We start from the raw sequence: 15,430 nt of genomic DNA on the forward strand, positions 1-15,430 counted from the left end.
CGCTCGCGCGCGGTAATCCGGTACGGAGCCCGACGCCGCGCGCGATAGGCTCGGAGCTCGATCGATTCTCGCGGAAGAGCGGAAGCAGGTGCGCACGGTGTCCGGTGGAGAGGTGGCCGGGATCCTGGTGGCCGTCTTCTGGGCGATCCTGGTCTCCTTCCTCGCGGTGGCTCTCGTGAGGCTGGCCCAGACGCTCAGGGCGACCACCAAGCTGGTGGCGGACGTGACCGACCAGGCCGTCCCGCTGCTCGCCGACGCCTCCGCGGCCGTACGGTCCGCGCAGACCCAGATCGACCGGGTCGACGCGATCGCCTCCGACGTCCAGGAGGTCACCTCCAACGCCTCCGCCCTGTCGACCACCGTCGCCTCCACCTTCGGCGGCCCGCTCGTCAAGGTCGCCGCGTTCGGGTACGGCGTGCGCCGGGCCCTGTCCGGCCGCAGGGCGGACATGCCCGCCCGGGAGCCCGGGCGTACGGTGATCCTGGGCCGGACCGTGCCCGCCGCTCGGCGGAAGAACCGCGGAAAGTAGGAGCCAGGCAATGTTCCGCCGTACGTTCTGGTTCACCACCGGCGTCGCCGCCGGTGTCTGGGCCACCACCAAGGTCAACCGCAAGCTCCGGCAGCTGACTCCCGAGAGTCTCGCCGCCACCGCCGCGAACAAGGCGCTGGAGACCGGCCACCGGATCAAGGACCGGGCGATCGGCTTCGCGCTGGACGTCCGCGAGAACATGGCCCAGCGGGAACAGGAACTGGGGGACGCGCTGGGTATCGACGCGAACCCCGAACTCCCCGCGCCCCGGCGGTTCACCGCCATCGAGAACAACCGCAGCAACCCGAAGTACATCGAGAACACGACGTACTCGTACGACCGGAATGAGGACCACTGATGGAGTCGGCAGAGATCCGCCGCCGCTGGCTGAGCTTCTTCGAGGAGCGCGGGCACACCGTCGTCCCTTCGGCGTCGCTCATCGCGGACGACCCGACTCTGCTCCTCGTCCCGGCCGGCATGGTGCCGTTCAAGCCCTACTTCCTGGGTGAGGTCAAGCCGCCCTTCGACCGCGCCACCAGCGTGCAGAAGTGCGTGCGCACGCCGGACATCGAGGAGGTCGGCAAGACCACCCGGCACGGCACCTTCTTCCAGATGTGCGGCAACTTCTCCTTCGGCGACTACTTCAAGGAAGGCGCCATCAAGTACGCCTGGGAGCTGCTCACCAGCCCCCAGGACAAGGGCGGTTACGGCCTGGAGCCGGACCGGCTGTGGATCACCGTCTACAAGGACGACGACGAGGCCGAGCGCATCTGGCACGACGTCGTCGGCGTGCCGAAGGAGCGCATCCAGCGCCTCGGCATGAAGGACAACTACTGGTCCATGGGCGTCCCCGGCCCCTGCGGTCCCTGCTCCGAGATCAACTACGACCGCGGCCCCGAGTTCGGCGTCGAGGGCGGCCCCGCCGTCAACGACGAGCGGTACGTCGAGATCTGGAACCTCGTCTTCATGCAGTACGAGCGGGGCGAGGGCATCGGCAAGGACAACTTCGAGATCCTCGGCGAGCTGCCCAGCAAGAACATCGACACGGGCCTCGGCCTCGAACGACTCGCCATGATTCTGCAGGGCGTGCAGAACATGTACGAGATCGACACCTCCATGGCGGTCATCGAGAAGGCCACCGAGCTGACCGGCGTGGCCTACGGCGACGCCCACGGCTCGGACGTCTCGCTGCGCGTGGTCACCGACCACATGCGCACGTCCGTGATGCTCATCGGCGACGGCGTCACCCCGGGCAACGAGGGCCGCGGTTACGTGCTGCGCCGGATCATGCGCCGCGCCATCCGCAACATGCGGCTGCTCGGCGCCACCGGCCCGGTCGTCCTCGACCTCATCGACACCGTCATCGAGATGATGGGCCGGCAGTACCCGGAGCTGGTCACCGACCGCGAGCGCATCGAGAAGGTCGCCGTCGCCGAGGAGAACGCCTTCCTCAAGACGCTGAAGGCCGGCACCAACATCCTCGACACCGCCGTCACCGAGACCAAGGAGTCCGGCGGCACGGTCCTCGCCGGCGACAAGGCCTTCCTGCTCCACGACACCTGGGGCTTCCCGATCGACCTCACCCTCGAAATGGCCGCCGAGCAGGGCCTGGCCGTGGACGAGGACGGCTTCCGCCGCCTGATGAAGGAGCAGCGGGAGCGCGCCAAGGCCGACGCCCAGGCCAAGAAGACCGGGCACGCCGGCGCCGGCGCCTACCGCGAGATCGCCGACCGGACCGGCGCCACCGACTTCATCGGCTACAACGACACCGAGGGCGAGACCACCGTCGTCGGCATCCTCGTCGACGGCGTGTCCTCGCCGGCCGCCACCGAGGGCGACGAGGTCGAGATCGTCCTGGACCGCACCCCGTTCTACGCCGAGGGCGGCGGCCAGATCGGCGACACCGGCCGGATCAGGGTCGACACCGGTGCCGTCATCGAGATCCGCGACACCCAGAAGCCGGTCCCGGGCGTCTACGTGCACAAGGGCGTCGTCCAGGTCGGCGAGGTCACGGTCGGGGCCAAGGCCCACGCCGCGATCGACCAGCGCCGCCGGACCGCCATCGCCCGCGCCCACTCGGCCACCCACCTCACCCACCAGGCGCTGCGCGACGCCCTCGGCCCGACGGCCGCCCAGGCCGGTTCGGAGAACCAGCCCGGCCGCTTCCGCTTCGACTTCGGTTCGCCGTCCGCCGTCCCGACGGCCGTGATGACCGACGTCGAACAGAAGATCAACGAGGTGCTCGCCCGCGACCTGGACGTGCGCGCCGACATCATGGGCATCGACGAGGCCAAGAAGCAGGGCGCCATCGCCGAGTTCGGCGAGAAGTACGGCGAGCGGGTCCGCGTGGTCACCATCGGCGACTTCTCCAAGGAGCTGTGCGGCGGCACCCACGTGCACAACACCGCCCAGCTGGGCCTGGTCAAGCTGCTCGGCGAGTCGTCGATCGGTTCGGGCGTGCGCCGGATCGAGGCCCTCGTCGGTGTGGACGCCTACAACTTCCTGGCCCGTGAGCACACGGTCGTCGCCCAGCTCCAGGAGCTGATCAAGGGCCGCCCGGAGGAACTTCCGGAGAAGGTCTCCGCCATGCTCGGCAAGCTGAAGGACGCCGAGAAGGAGATCGAGAAGTTCCGCGCCGAGAAGGTGCTGCAGGCCGCCGGCGGCCTGGTCGACTCCGCCAAGGACGTGCGCGGGATCGCCCTGGTGACCGGGCAGGTCCCGGACGGCACCACCGCCGACGACCTGCGCAAGCTGGTCCTCGACGTGCGCGGCCGCATCCAGGGCGGGCGGGCCGCCGTGGTCGCCCTGTTCACGGTCACGGGCGGCAAGCCGCTCACGGTCATCGCCACCAACGACGCGGCCCGCGACCGCGGTCTCAAGGCCGGTGAGCTGGTCCGCACCGCCGCCAAGACGCTCGGCGGCGGTGGCGGCGGCAAGCCGGACGTCGCCCAGGGCGGCGGCCAGAACCCGGCCGCCGTGGGCGAGGCCATCGACGCCGTCGAGCGTCTCGTGGCCGAGACCGCCGAGTAAGAAACGGTTACGAAGATGCGCAGAGGACGTCGGCTCGCCGTCGACGTCGGGGACGCCCGGATCGGGGTCGCCTCGTGCGACCCCGACGGGATCCTGGCCACCCCCGTCGAGACGGTCCCCGGCCGGGACGTCCCCGCCGCCCACCGCAGGCTGCGGCAGCTGGTCGAGGAGTACGAGCCGATCGAGGTCGTCGTCGGACTCCCTCGCTCCCTCAAGGGGGGCGAGGGGCCGGCCGCCGCCAAGGTGCGGGCCTTCGCCCAGGAGCTGGCCAAGGGCATCGGACCGGTGCCGGTCCGGCTGGTCGACGAGCGGATGACGACCGTGACGGCCAGTCAGGGGCTGCGCGCCTCGGGGGTGAAAACCAAGAAGGGGCGTTCGGTCATCGACCAGGCGGCCGCTGTGATCATCCTGCAGCAGGCGCTGGAATCCGAACGGGTGTCAGGTAAACCACCCGGCGAGGGCGTCGAAGTGGTCATCTGATCGCGATACGGTAACGTTCCGCGCGATGCGATGGTTTTCGAACAGCCACCGCACAGCAAGAGGCGGAACGGTCACCCGGCCCACCAGCCGCATGACGCGCCGCCTCGCGGCTCTAGGGGATCGATGACTGAGTATGGCCGGGGCCAGGGCTCCGAACCGTGGCACCCGGAGGACCCGTTGTACGGGGACGACGGGTGGGGCGGACAGCAGCCCCACGTGGGCCAGCAGTCCCCCTACGGCGGCCAGCCGCAGCACTACCCGCAGCAGCCGCAGCAGCAGCAGTACGGCGACTGGGCCCAGCATCCGCAGGGCGGGTACGACCAGAACCAGGGCCGGCAGCAGTACACGTACTACGACGAGCAGGGCCGGCTCCGGTACGCCGACGGGCACGGTCAGCAGCAGTACGACCAGCAGTACGCCGGGCATGCCCAGCAGCAGTACCACCAGGGCGGCTGGGACGCGACCGGCACCCACGGGCAGGTTCCCTACGCCGCCGACCCGGGCGACCCCTACGGCCAGCAGCCGGTGGCGTACGGCGGGGAGCAGCCCGACTTCTACGGCACCGAGGACGCCTACCCGCCGCCCGAGCCACCCGGCCGCCGGCGCCCGGAGCCGGAACCGCAGCCGGAGCCGGCCGTCGAGGAGGAGGAAGAGCAGCACCCCTTCTTCACGGGCGCGGACGACGACGGCGACGACGAGGACGACGACCCGAAAGGGCGCCGCGGTGGTGGCCGCGGCAAGGAGGCGAAGGGCGGCAAGGGGGCCAAGAAGCGGCGCAACGGCTGCGCCTGCCTGGTGGTCTGCCTGGTGTTCGGAGGCGGCGCGGCCGGGGTCGGCTATTACGGCTGGCACTTCTATCAAAATCGTTTCGGCGCGGCCCCCGACTACGCGGGCGACGGCACCGGCTCGGTGACCGTCGAGATTCCGAAGGGCGCGGGCGGTTACGACATCGGCCGGCGTCTGAAGGACGCCGGGGTCGTCAAGAGCGTCGACGCATTCGTGGCCGCCCAGTCGCAGAACCCCGATGGAAAAACGATTCAGGCGGGCGCCTATCTCCTGAAGAAGGAGATGTCCGCGGCGAGCGCCGTACATCTGATGCTCGACCCGAAGAGCAAGGCCAACGTGGTGGTCACCCCGGGCGAGCGGGCGGCGCGCGTCTATGCGGACCTCGACAAAAAGCTCGGCCTTTCCTCCGGCAGCACCCGGAAGGTCGCCAAGGCCCAGTACAAGAGCCTCGGTCTGCCCAGCTACGCGAACACCAACAGCAAGATCATGGACCCGCTGGAGGGCTTCCTCTTCCCGGGCACGTATCCCGCGGCCAAGGGCATGAAGCCCGAGGTGGTCCTGAAGCAGATGGTCGCCGCGGCCAAGGAGGAGTACGCCACCTTCGACCTCACGGCCCAGGCCAAGAAATTCGGCCTGGACAACCCGCTGCAGGTCATCACGGTCGCGAGCCTCGTCCAGGCCGAAGGAAAGACCCACGACGACTTCCGCAAGATGGCGGAAGTGATCTACAACCGCCTCGAGCCCACGAACACCGAGACCAACCAGAAGCTGCAGTTCGACTCGACCTTCAACTACCTGAAGGGCACCAGCAACATCCACATCAGCGAGTCGGAGATCAACAGCAACCAGGATCCGTACAACACGTACACCCAGAAGGGCCTCCCGCCCGGCCCGATCGGGAACCCCGGCGACGAGGCGCTCAAGGCGGCGCTGAATCCGACCGACGACGGCTGGATCTATTTCGTGGCGACCGACGGTCAGAACAACACCGAATTCGCGAAGACCTACGCGGAATTCCAGCAGCTCAAGGACAAATTCAATGCCACCTCGGGCCACTGACGCCCGCCGGGCGGCGGTGCTCGGCAAGCCCATCGCCCACTCGCTCTCCCCGGTGCTGCACCGGGCCGCGTACGACGAACTCGGGCTCACCGACTGGTCGTACGAGCGCTTCGAGGTCGACGAGACCCGGCTGCCCGGCTTCCTCGGGCAGCTGGGCCCGGAGTGGGCCGGGCTGTCGCTGACCATGCCGCTGAAGCGGGCGGTCATCCCGCTCGTCGACGAGATCAGCGAGACGGCCGCCTCGGTCGACGCGGTCAACACGGTCGTCTTCACGGAGGACGGCCGCCGACTCGGGGACAACACCGACATCCCGGGCATGGTCGCCGCGCTGCGCGAGCACGGCGTCGAACAGGTCGACTCCGCGGCCGTCCTGGGCGCCGGCGCCACCGCCTCCTCGGCGCTGGCCGCGCTCTCCCGGATCTGCACCGGCGAGGTCGTCGCCTACGTCCGCAGCGAGGAGCGCGCCGCCGAGATGCGGCACTGGGGCGAGCGCCTGGAGGTCGACGTCCGCACGGCCGACTGGGCGGACGCGGCCGAGGCGCTGCACGCCCCGCTGGTCATCGCGACCACGCCCGCCGGCACCACCGACGCGCTCGCCGCCGCCGTACCGGAGCGGCCCGCGACCCTCTTCGACGTGCTCTACGACCCCTGGCCCACCGAACTCGCGGCACGCTGGTCCATGTTCGGCGGTGCCGTGGTCGGCGGCCTCGACCTGCTGGTGCACCAGGCGGTTCTCCAGGTCGAACAGATGACGGGACGCCCGCCGGTCCCGGTGTCGGTGCTGCGCGCCGCGGCGACCGGAGCCCTGAGCCCCGGCAAGGAGTGACGGGCGTCCGGTGTCCTTATGGCAGGTCGTCCTCTGGGTCACCCCGGCGACGACGATCTCGGTACTGCTGGCCGCCCCCTTCCCGGTGGCGGCCCTGCTCCTCGTGGCACGACGCCACCGGGCGGGCGTGAGCGTGATCGGCCGTACGGTGCTCGCGTCCTGTCTCCTGCTGGTGATCGCCGCCACCTTCTCCATGGATTACGGCACCGGCGGAAGCGGGCGGCTGGAATCCGGCGCGCTCGCCTATTTCCTGGACGGGGGCCGGAACCTCGGCGGCCTGGAGAAGGACATGGTCGTCAGGGAAGCCCTGGCGAACATTCTCATGTTCACCCCCTTCGCCTCGCTGATCGGGCTTTCCTGGCGGCGTCTCGGGCCGTGGGTCGCCCTGTGCGGCGGGGTGGCTCTCAGCTTTCTGATCGAATTCTCGCAGCTGGTCCTGGGCGGCGGGCGGGTCGCCGATGTCGACGATTTCGTGCTGAATTCCCTCGGCGCCGGGATCGGGGTCCTCATTTTCACGGCCGCGGAGAAACTGGCGGAGATCGCGACCGCGGGCGACCGCGTCCGTCTGCTGGACCGGACGGCGGTTCCACCGCCCGGACGTGGGAGGATCGGACATGGCGGACCGGGGCCGCGCACCCGGTCGGGCCGTCGCCGTACGCGAGGACACGCGTACCAAGGGCAGTACCGGGGCGCGAGCACTGAGGAGCATCGTTGAGCAGGCTGCGTTGGCTGACCGCGGGGGAGTCCCACGGTCCCGCACTTGTCGCGACGCTGGAGGGCCTTCCCGCCGGCGTGCCGATCACGACCGAGATGGTCGCCGACCATCTCGCGCGGCGGCGCCTCGGCTACGGACGCGGTGCGCGCATGAAGTTCGAGCAGGACCAGGTCACCTTCCTCGGCGGTGTCCGGCACGGCCTGACCCTCGGCTCCCCGGTCGCGATCATGGTGGGCAACACCGAGTGGCCCAAGTGGGAACAGGTCATGGCCGCCGACCCGGTCGACCCCGAGGTCCTGGCCGGGCTCGCCCGCAACGCCCCGCTGACCCGCCCCCGCCCCGGCCACGCCGACCTCGCCGGTATGCAGAAGTACGGCTTCGACGAGGCCCGGCCGGTCCTGGAGCGCGCCTCCGCGCGGGAGACCGCGGCCCGGGTGGCGCTCGGCGCGGTCGCCAGGTCGTACCTGAAGGAGACGACCGGCGTCGAGATCGTCTCGCATGTGGTCGAACTGTGCTCCGTGAAGGCCCCGAAGGGCGTCTACCCCACCCCGGCCGACGTCGAGAGGCTCGACGCCGACCCGCTGCGCTGCCTGGACGCCGACGCGTCCAAGGCGATGGTCGCGGAGGTCGACCAGGCCCACAAGGACGGCGACACCCTCGGCGGCGTGGTCGAGGTCCTGGCCTACGGCGTACCGGTCGGCCTCGGCTCGCACGTCCACTGGGACCGCAAGCTGGACGCCCGGCTCGCCGGGGCCCTGATGGGCATCCAGGCGATCAAGGGCGTCGAGATCGGTGACGGCTTCGAGCTGGCCCGGGTGCCCGGTTCCCAGGCGCACGACGAGATCCTCGGCACCCCCGAGGGCATCCGTCGCGCCTCCGGCCGCTCCGGCGGCACCGAGGGCGGCCTGTCCACCGGTGAGCTGCTGCGGGTCCGGGCCGCGATGAAGCCGATCGCGACCGTGCCGCGCGCCCTGCAGACCGTCGACGTCGCCACCGGCGAGGCCACCCAGGCCCACCACCAGCGCTCCGACGTCTCCGCGGTGCCGGCCGCCGGCATCGTCGCCGAGGCCATGGTCGCCCTGGTCCTCGCCGACGCGGTCGCGGAGAAGTTCGGCGGCGACTCGGTGACCGAGACCCGCCGCAACGTCCGGTCGTACCTCGAGAACCTGGCCATCCGGTGACCCGGGCACCGCTGGTGGTGCTGGTCGGGCCGATGGGCGTCGGCAAGTCCACGGTCGGGGAGCTGCTCGCCGAGCGGCTCGGCGTCGGCTACCGGGACAGCGACGAGGACATCGTCGCCGCCGAGGGCCGGACCATCGCCGACATCTTCGTCGCCGAGGGCGAGGCGGCCTTCCGCGAGATCGAGAAGCGGGCCGTACGGGTCGCGCTCGCCGAGCACGAGGGAGTCCTCGCCCTCGGCGGCGGCGCGATCCTCGACCCGGACACCCGCGCGCTGCTCGCCGGCCGGCAGGTGGTCTACCTGTCCATGGACGTCGAGGAGGCCGTCAAGCGCACCGGTCTCAACGTCGCCCGGCCGCTGCTCGCCATCAACCCGCGCAGGCAGTGGCGGGAGCTGATGGAGGCACGCAGGCACCTGTACGAGGAGGTCGCGTCGGCCGTCGTCGCGACCGACGGGCGTACCCCCGAAGAGGTCACCGAAGCAGCGCTGGACGCACTGGAGTTGAAGGAAGCATGAGCGAGGCAGTCACCCGGATCCAGGTCGGTGGCACGGCGGGCACCGAGCCGTACGAGGTCCTGGTGGGCCGGCAACTGCTCGGCGAGCTGGGCGGGTTGGTCGGCGAGCGGGTCAAGCGGGTCGCGGTGATCCACCCCGAGGCGCTCGCCGAGACCGGCGACGCGCTCCGCGCCGACCTGGCCGGGCAGGGGTTCGAGGCCGTCGCCATCCAGGTGCCCAACGCGGAGGAGGCCAAGACCGCCGAGGTCGCCGCCTACTGCTGGAAGGCGCTCGGCCAGTGCGGCTTCACCCGCTCCGACGTGATCGTCGGAGTGGGCGGCGGCGCCACCACGGACCTGGCCGGTTTCGTGGCCGCCACCTGGCTGCGCGGGGTCCGCTGGATCGCCGTCCCCACCACCGTGCTCGCCATGGTGGACGCTGCGGTCGGCGGCAAGACCGGCATCAACACCGCCGAGGGGAAGAACCTCGTCGGTGCCTTCCACCCGCCGGCGGGCGTGCTCTGCGACCTGGCCGCCCTCGACTCCCTCCCGGTCCACGACTACGTCTCCGGGCTCGCCGAGGTCATCAAGGCCGGGTTCATCGCCGATCCCGCGATCCTGGAGCTGATCGAGTCCGACCCCGAGGCCGCGCGCACCCCGGCCGGCCCGCACACGGCCGAGCTGATCGAGCGCTCCATCCGGGTCAAGGCCGAGGTCGTCTCCAGCGACCTCAGGGAATCGGGCCTGCGCGAGATCCTCAACTACGGCCACACCCTCGGCCACGCCATCGAGAAGAACGAGCGCTACAAGTGGCGGCACGGCGCCGCGGTCGCCGTCGGCATGCACTTCGCCGCGGAACTCGGCCGACTGGCCGGACGCCTGGACGACGCGACGGCGGACCGCCACCGCACGGTCCTGGAGTCGGTGGGCCTGCCTCTGCACTACCGGTACGACCAGTGGCCCAAGCTGGTCGAGACGATGAAGGTCGACAAGAAGTCCCGCGGCGACCTGCTGCGCTTCATCGTCCTGGACGGCCTCGCCAAGCCGACCGTCCTGGAGGGCCCGGACCCGGCCGTACTGCTCGCCGCCTACGGCGAGGTCGGGCAGTAGGTCCTCAGCTGTTCCTTCCGCCCGGATTCGCCTTTCGGCGCGGGCACTTCGTACCGCCCCCGGCCGTTTCACCAAACGACGACCTGGGGCGGTACCGTTCGGTCACGAGCGCAGCCGAACACGACGAGACGGAGTGGCACCGGATGCAGCACGCAGTGGGATCTCCGCTGCCGCCGCCCCATCAGCCGGGGCAGGGACCGGCCGGCTGGCCGCCGGCCGCACAGCACCCGGGAGCGCCGCAGGGCCCCGCACCCGTGCCACCGCCACCGGCCGCGCCCCCGCAGCCGCCGCTCACGCCGCCACCGGCCGTGCCGCCACCGGCCCCGCGTACCCAGCCGCCGGTCGCGCCGCCACCGCCCTCGATGCCGCCGTCCGCCGACACCACGGGCCATGTCCCGCTGCCGCCGGGTGCCCCGGTGGGCATCCCCACCGCACCCCCGGCGGCGACCGCCGCACCCGACCCGACCGTCACGACCCTGGCCGTGCTGCTCATCGGCCCGGCGGGCGCGGGCAAGACCAGCGTGGCCAAGTACTGGGCCGACCACCGCAGGGTTCCCACGGCCCACATCAGCCTCGACGACGTCCGCGAATGGGTCCGCTCCGGTTTCGCCGACCCCCAGTCCGGCTGGAACGAGCACTCCGAGGCCCAGTACCGCCTGGCCCGCCGCACCTGCGGCTTCGCGGCACGCAACTTCCTGGCCAACGGCATCTCGTGCATCCTCGACGACGCGGTCTTCCCCGACCGTCCGGTCGTCGGCCTCGGCGGCTGGAAGCGCCATGTCGGCCCCGGCCTGCTTCCGGTCGTCCTCCTCCCCGGACTGGACGTCGTCCTGGAGCGCAACGCCGAACGCACGGGCAACCGCCGCCTCACCGACGAGGAGGTGGCCCGCATCCACGGCCGCATGGCGGGCTGGTACGGCTCCGGCCTCCCGATCATCGACAACTCGCAACTGGACGTCCCGGCCACGGCCCGCGTCCTGGACGAGGTCCTGGCGAGAGCGATAGCGAGCCCCCCGAACTGGTGAGTCCCGAGCGGCTCTCCCGAGCGGCTCTCCCGAGGGGCGTGACCCTGGCGAGACCCCGGGTCCGTACAGGCGCGCGGGGAACCCGGGGAACCGCGGGACCGCCCCCGCGGGCCCGCACCGGGGCAGGGCACTGCGCCGTCGGCCCGAACCGGCCTTCCGGCGGGCAGCGCGCGGGGGTCCGGTCGGCAGCGCGCGGTGGTCCGGTCGGTCGGGCGCGCGGGGGTCCGGTCGGCAGCGCGCGGGGGTCAGGTCGGCCGGGCGCGTGGGGAAACGCGCGGTCCTCCCGCTGTCCCGCCGTGGACCGCGGCGCCCGGCCACCCCACTCGGCCCCGCTCAACCGGCGCAAACCGCCCGCAACTCCTACGCTCGACTCATGTCAGACGTGTACGCGGCCCGCCGAACCAGGCTGAGGGAACGATGCAACGCGGCCGGCTGCCAGTCCGCCCTCGTCTCGCGCCCCGCCAACGTGAGATACCTGGCCGGCGCCGCCCCCGCCGGCTCCGTCCTGCTGCTCGGCAGACACGAGGACCTTCTCGTCGGCCCAGGGGTGCGGGACGACCGCCCCACCGAGGCGCGCCCCGACGAGTCCCTCCGGCAGCACCTGCTGGAAGGACCCGGCGGCGACGCCGCCGTGGCCGCCGCCGACCTGGCCGCCGCCCAGGACGCCGACCTCCTCGCCGTCGAGGAGCACCACCTCACGGTGACCCGGCACCGCGCCCTGTCCTCGGTCGCCCCCCGGCTCCGCCTCGCCGACCTCGGCAGCGCCGTCGAGCAGTTGAGGGTCGTCAAGGACGAGGAGGAGATCTCCTGCCTGCGCATCGGTGCCGAGATCGCCGACCAGGCACTCGGGGAGCTGCTGGAGTCGATCCTGGTCGGCCGCACCGAACGGCACCTCGCGCTGGAGCTGGAACGCCGGCTCGTCGACCACGGCGCCGACGGCCCGGCCTTCCCCACCTCCGTGGCGACCGGACCGAACTCGGGCCGCCGCGGGCACCGCCCCACCGACCGGCGGGTCGAGGAGGGTGACTTCCTGTCCGTCTGCCTCGGCGCCACCTACCGCGGTTACCGCTGCGAGATCGGCCGGACCTTCGTCATCGGCACCTCGCCGGCCGACTGGCAGATCGAGCTCTACGACCTCGTCTTCGCCGCTCAGCGGGCCGGCCGGGAGGGCCTCGTACCGGGGGCCTCCTGTCGCGACGTGGACCGCGCGGCCCGTCAGGTGCTGGACTCCGCGGGGTACGGCACGGGGCTGCAGCCCCTCACCGGACACGGCGTCGGACTCGAAATCGACGAGGACCCGCAGCTCGCCCCGTCGTCCATGGGTAAACTGGACGCTTGCGTGCCGGTCACCGTCGAACCGGGGGTCCACCTCCCGGGCCGGGGCGGTGTCCGGATCGATGACACGCTCGTCGTACGCCCTGAGGCGGACGGCGGACCCGAGCTACTCACCATCACGACCAAGGAGCTGCTCGCGCTGTAGCGCGTGACCCGGGGTCGTACGTCAGTCCAGGAGATTCCGCAACCGTGGCTTCCACGAACGACCTCAAGAACGGCCTGGTGCTCAAGCTCGAAGGCGGCCAGCTCTGGTCCGTCGTCGAGTTCCAGCACGTCAAGCCCGGCAAGGGCCCGGCCTTCGTGCGCACCAAGCTGAAGAACGTGCTGTCCGGCAAGGTGGTCGACAAGACCTTCAACGCCGGCGTCAAGGTCGAGACGGCCACTGTCGACAAGCGCGACATGCAGTTCTCGTACATGGACGGCGAGTACTTCGTCTTCATGGACATGGACACCTACGACCAGCTGCACATCGACCGGAAGACCGTCGGCGACGCCGCGAACTTCCTGATCGAGGGCTTCACGGCCGTCGTCGCCCAGCACGAGGGCGAGGTGCTCTTCGTCGAGCTCCCGGCCGCCGTCGAGCTGGTCATCCAGGAGACCGAGCCCGGTGTCCAGGGCGACCGTTCCACCGGTGGCACCAAGCCCGCCACGCTGGAGACCGGCCACCAGATCCAGGTGCCGCTCTTCATCACCACCGGCGAGAAGATCAAGGTCGACACCCGTACCAGCGACTACCTCGGCCGGGTGAACAGCTAACCGTGGCTGCCCGCAACACGGCCCGCAAGCGCGCCTTCCAGATCCTGTTCGAGGGCGATCAGCGGGGGGCGGACGTCCTGACCGTGCTCGCCGACTGGATCAGGCTCTCCCGGGACGACACCCGGCAGCCGCCGGTGAGCGAGTACACGATGCAGCTCGTCGAGGGCTACGCCGAGCACGCGCGGCGGATCGACGAACTGATCGCGCAGTACGCGGTCGGCTGGACCCTCGACCGGATGCCGGTCGTGGACCGGAACCTCCTGCGGCTCGGTGCCTACGAGCTGATCTGGGTCGACGAGACGCCGGACGCCGTCGTCCTCGACGAGATGGTGCAGCTGGCGAAGGAGTTCTCGACGGACGAGTCGCCCTCGTTCGTGAACGGGCTTCTCGGGCGCCTGAAGGAGCTCAAGCCCTCGCTGCGCCGGGAGGCGTGAGCGACGCATGCCGGAGGGCCCGCAGCGCCTGCTGCGGGCCCTCCGGCATGCTGTGTGGCCCATGGGGCGGGTGGTGCGCCTGTGGCGCGGCTGCGGGCCGTCCGGGGCCTGTCGCGCGGTTCCTGGCCCAGCCCTCGGCCGGGGGTGCCCCCGGCGCTCCCGGGGTCGCCCGTACGTCCCTCGACGCGTGAACGCCGAAAAGGCCGCCGCGGTGGCCGGAACTCGATGGTTCCGGCCACCGCGGCGGCACGTTTCTGCTCAAGCGTCGTGGGGTCAGGCGTCCTCGTGGGTCGCGACCGCGCGGCGCGCGTCCGCGTCCAGGACGCCCCAGCTGATCAGCTGCTCGGTGAGGACCGAGGGGGACTGGTCGTAGATGACGGCGAGAGTGCGCAGGTCGTCCTGGCGGATCGACAGCACCTTGCCGTTGTAGTCACCGCGCTGGGACTGGATCGTCGCCGCGTAGCGCTGCAGCGGGCCCGCCTTCTCGGCCGGCACGGTCGCCAGCCGCTCCAGGTCCAGGACCAGCTTCGGCGGGGGCTCGGCGGCGCCGCCAGGGGTGGTGCCCGGAAGCAGCTCCTGCACCGGAACCCCGTAGAAATCCGCCAATTCGGCAAGACGCTGCACGGTCACGGCACGGTCGCCGCGCTCGTACGAACCGACCACCACGGCCTTCCAGCGACCCTGGGACTTCTCCTCGACACCGTGGAGGGAAAGGCCCTGCTGGGTGCGGATGGCCCGGAGCTTGGCCCCGAGCTGTTTGGCGTATTCGCTGGACATATAGCTCCCCGGACACTGTGTCGACGCGGCCGGCCCTTGGTTCCCGCCGCGCGGCTGGTAACTCACTGTGAGGTTACGCAGCGTTACTCTCTCGCGTCAAGCCGAATGGTCCGCACCGACTCTTCCGAGGTCGCGATGGCCGATTACGCCAAGGGGGTGATCGGAGCCCTCCCCGGCGCCTGATACGGTGGATGGCGCAAATCCGACGTCCTTTAAGATCCGTCCCGTGAGGCGGAGAAGGGGGTCCGTTTCGTATGGACAAGCAGAACCAGCAAGACCAGCAGGACCGGCAGGCAGAGCCCGAAGCTCAGGCCCAGGCTTCCGATGCCCGGCCCGTTCTCGAGGGCCCCGACATCGCGCGGGTGCTGACCCGCATCGCCCACGAGATCGTCGAGCGCGCCAAGGGCGCCGACGACGTGGTGCTGCTCGGGATCCCGACCCGCGGTGTCTTCCTCGCCCGGCGGCTCGCCGCCAAGCTGGAGGAGATCACCGACCGCAAGATGCCCGTCGGCTCCCTCGACATCACCATGTACCGCGACGACCTGCGCATGCACCCGCCGCGTGCGCTGGCCCGCACCGAGATCCCCGGTGACGGCGTCGACGGCCGGCTGGTCGTCCTCGTCGACGACGTGCTGTTCTCCGGCCGCACCATCCGCGCCGCCCTCGACGCCCTGAACGACATCGGGCGCCCGCGCGCGGTCCAGCTCGCGGTCCTCGTCGACCGCGGCCACCGCGAACTGCCCATCCGCGCCGACTACGTCGGCAAGAACCTCCCCACGTCGCTGCGGGAGACGGTCAAGGTCCAGCTCACCGAGGAGGACGGTCGCGACACCGTGCTGCTCGGTGTGAAGCCGACCCCTTAGCAGGCCCAGGGACCCGCACCGCACCGGTGCG

16 protein-coding genes are annotated in these 15,430 nt (G+C 71.1%); 15 read left to right on the top strand and 1 reads right to left on the bottom strand.

Annotated elements, in window-relative coordinates; all coding sequences use genetic code 11:
• Window positions 1-88 precede the first annotated feature (88 nt).
• The 14 genes from ACFY3I_RS21940 (at window position 89) to nusB (ending at window position 13,759) form a co-directional block, all read left to right on the top strand.
• On the top strand, window positions 89-529 hold the full coding sequence (locus ACFY3I_RS21940; RefSeq protein WP_365293246.1) for a DUF948 domain-containing protein: 441 nt from the start codon (window positions 89-91) through the stop codon (window positions 527-529).
• A gap of 10 nt (window positions 530-539) precedes the next feature.
• Window positions 540-887, top strand: coding sequence for a hypothetical protein (locus ACFY3I_RS21945; protein ID WP_365293244.1), 348 nt, complete (start codon window positions 540-542; stop codon window positions 885-887).
• Entirely contained in the window at window positions 887-3,559 is a 2,673-nt protein-coding gene (gene alaS / locus ACFY3I_RS21950) for an alanine--tRNA ligase (protein WP_390862048.1), read from the top strand. Before ACFY3I_RS21945 ends, alaS begins: the two co-directional genes overlap by 1 nt.
• Window positions 3,560-3,574: 15 nt before the next feature.
• A complete protein-coding gene (gene ruvX, locus ACFY3I_RS21955; protein WP_365293241.1) occupies window positions 3,575-4,039 on the top strand; it encodes a Holliday junction resolvase RuvX in 465 nt (154 codons plus the stop codon).
• Between the two features lie 123 nt (window positions 4,040-4,162).
• On the top strand, window positions 4,163-5,884 hold the full coding sequence (gene mltG, locus ACFY3I_RS21960; protein ID WP_390862049.1) for an endolytic transglycosylase MltG: 1,722 nt from the start codon (window positions 4,163-4,165) through the stop codon (window positions 5,882-5,884).
• Window positions 5,865-6,710 carry a shikimate dehydrogenase gene (locus ACFY3I_RS21965; RefSeq protein WP_365293237.1) on the top strand — a complete coding sequence of 282 codons (846 nt, stop codon included), beginning with the start codon at window positions 5,865-5,867 and terminating at the stop codon, window positions 6,708-6,710. The genes mltG and ACFY3I_RS21965 overlap by 20 nt, the downstream gene beginning before the upstream one ends.
• A 10-nt stretch (window positions 6,711-6,720) precedes the next feature.
• The gene (locus ACFY3I_RS21970; protein ID WP_390862050.1) at window positions 6,721-7,425 is read left to right on the top strand and encodes a VanZ family protein; all 705 of its coding nucleotides are present in this window, start codon (window positions 6,721-6,723) and stop codon (window positions 7,423-7,425) included.
• A complete protein-coding gene (gene aroC / locus ACFY3I_RS21975) occupies window positions 7,422-8,606 on the top strand; it encodes a chorismate synthase (RefSeq protein WP_390862051.1) in 1,185 nt (394 codons plus the stop codon). Before ACFY3I_RS21970 ends, aroC begins: the two co-directional genes overlap by 4 nt.
• Before the next feature lie 32 nt (window positions 8,607-8,638).
• Complete coding sequence (locus ACFY3I_RS21980) at window positions 8,639-9,121, top strand: shikimate kinase (RefSeq protein ID WP_365293402.1); 483 nt, start codon at window positions 8,639-8,641, stop codon at window positions 9,119-9,121.
• The gene (gene aroB, locus ACFY3I_RS21985; protein WP_365293229.1) at window positions 9,118-10,209 is read left to right on the top strand and encodes a 3-dehydroquinate synthase; all 1,092 of its coding nucleotides are present in this window, start codon (window positions 9,118-9,120) and stop codon (window positions 10,207-10,209) included. The genes ACFY3I_RS21980 and aroB overlap by 4 nt, the downstream gene beginning before the upstream one ends.
• Window positions 10,210-10,352: 143 nt before the next feature.
• A complete protein-coding gene (locus ACFY3I_RS21990; protein ID WP_390862052.1) occupies window positions 10,353-11,234 on the top strand; it encodes a Pro-rich N-terminal domain-containing protein in 882 nt (293 codons plus the stop codon).
• Between the two features lie 373 nt (window positions 11,235-11,607).
• On the top strand, window positions 11,608-12,714 hold the full coding sequence (locus ACFY3I_RS21995) for an aminopeptidase P family protein (RefSeq protein WP_390862053.1): 1,107 nt from the start codon (window positions 11,608-11,610) through the stop codon (window positions 12,712-12,714).
• A gap of 44 nt (window positions 12,715-12,758) precedes the next feature.
• Entirely contained in the window at window positions 12,759-13,325 is a 567-nt protein-coding gene (gene efp / locus ACFY3I_RS22000) for an elongation factor P (protein WP_351487768.1), read from the top strand.
• A gap of 2 nt (window positions 13,326-13,327) precedes the next feature.
• On the top strand, window positions 13,328-13,759 hold the full coding sequence (gene nusB / locus ACFY3I_RS22005; protein WP_365293222.1) for a transcription antitermination factor NusB: 432 nt from the start codon (window positions 13,328-13,330) through the stop codon (window positions 13,757-13,759).
• Window positions 13,760-14,032: 273 nt separating this feature from the next.
• On the opposite strand, the gene bldD is transcribed toward nusB, so the two are convergent.
• The gene (gene bldD, locus ACFY3I_RS22010; protein ID WP_020938842.1) at window positions 14,033-14,536 is read right to left on the bottom strand and encodes a transcriptional regulator BldD; all 504 of its coding nucleotides are present in this window, start codon (window positions 14,534-14,536) and stop codon (window positions 14,033-14,035) included.
• Window positions 14,537-14,790: 254 nt separating this feature from the next.
• Between bldD and pyrR the strand changes: the two genes are divergently transcribed.
• Window positions 14,791-15,399, top strand: coding sequence for a bifunctional pyr operon transcriptional regulator/uracil phosphoribosyltransferase PyrR (pyrR, locus tag ACFY3I_RS22015; RefSeq protein WP_390862054.1), 609 nt, complete (start codon window positions 14,791-14,793; stop codon window positions 15,397-15,399).
• The last annotated feature ends 31 nt before the right edge of the window (window positions 15,400-15,430 follow it).

The organism is Streptomyces sp. NPDC001068, assembly GCF_042897315.1.
Lineage (GTDB): Bacteria > Actinomycetota > Actinomycetes > Streptomycetales > Streptomycetaceae > Streptomyces.

Coding starts and splice junctions, on each gene's coding strand:
- ACFY3I_RS21945 (WP_365293244.1), top strand. CDS start 540: ATGTTCCGCCGTACGTTCTGGTTCACCACCGGCGTCGCCGCCGGTGTC.
- ACFY3I_RS21990 (WP_390862052.1), top strand. CDS start 10,353: ATGCAGCACGCAGTGGGATCTCCGCTGCCGCCGCCCCATCAGCCGGGG.
- alaS (WP_390862048.1), top strand. CDS start 887: ATGGAGTCGGCAGAGATCCGCCGCCGCTGGCTGAGCTTCTTCGAGGAG.
- ruvX (WP_365293241.1), top strand. CDS start 3,575: ATGCGCAGAGGACGTCGGCTCGCCGTCGACGTCGGGGACGCCCGGATC.
- ACFY3I_RS21980 (WP_365293402.1), top strand. CDS start 8,639: ATGGGCGTCGGCAAGTCCACGGTCGGGGAGCTGCTCGCCGAGCGGCTC.
- mltG (WP_390862049.1), top strand. CDS start 4,163: ATGACTGAGTATGGCCGGGGCCAGGGCTCCGAACCGTGGCACCCGGAG.
- ACFY3I_RS21965 (WP_365293237.1), top strand. CDS start 5,865: ATGCCACCTCGGGCCACTGACGCCCGCCGGGCGGCGGTGCTCGGCAAG.
- pyrR (WP_390862054.1), top strand. CDS start 14,791: ATGGACAAGCAGAACCAGCAAGACCAGCAGGACCGGCAGGCAGAGCCC.
- bldD (WP_020938842.1), bottom strand. CDS start 14,536: ATGTCCAGCGAATACGCCAAACAGCTCGGGGCCAAGCTCCGGGCCATC.
- aroB (WP_365293229.1), top strand. CDS start 9,118: ATGAGCGAGGCAGTCACCCGGATCCAGGTCGGTGGCACGGCGGGCACC.
- ACFY3I_RS21995 (WP_390862053.1), top strand. CDS start 11,608: ATGTCAGACGTGTACGCGGCCCGCCGAACCAGGCTGAGGGAACGATGC.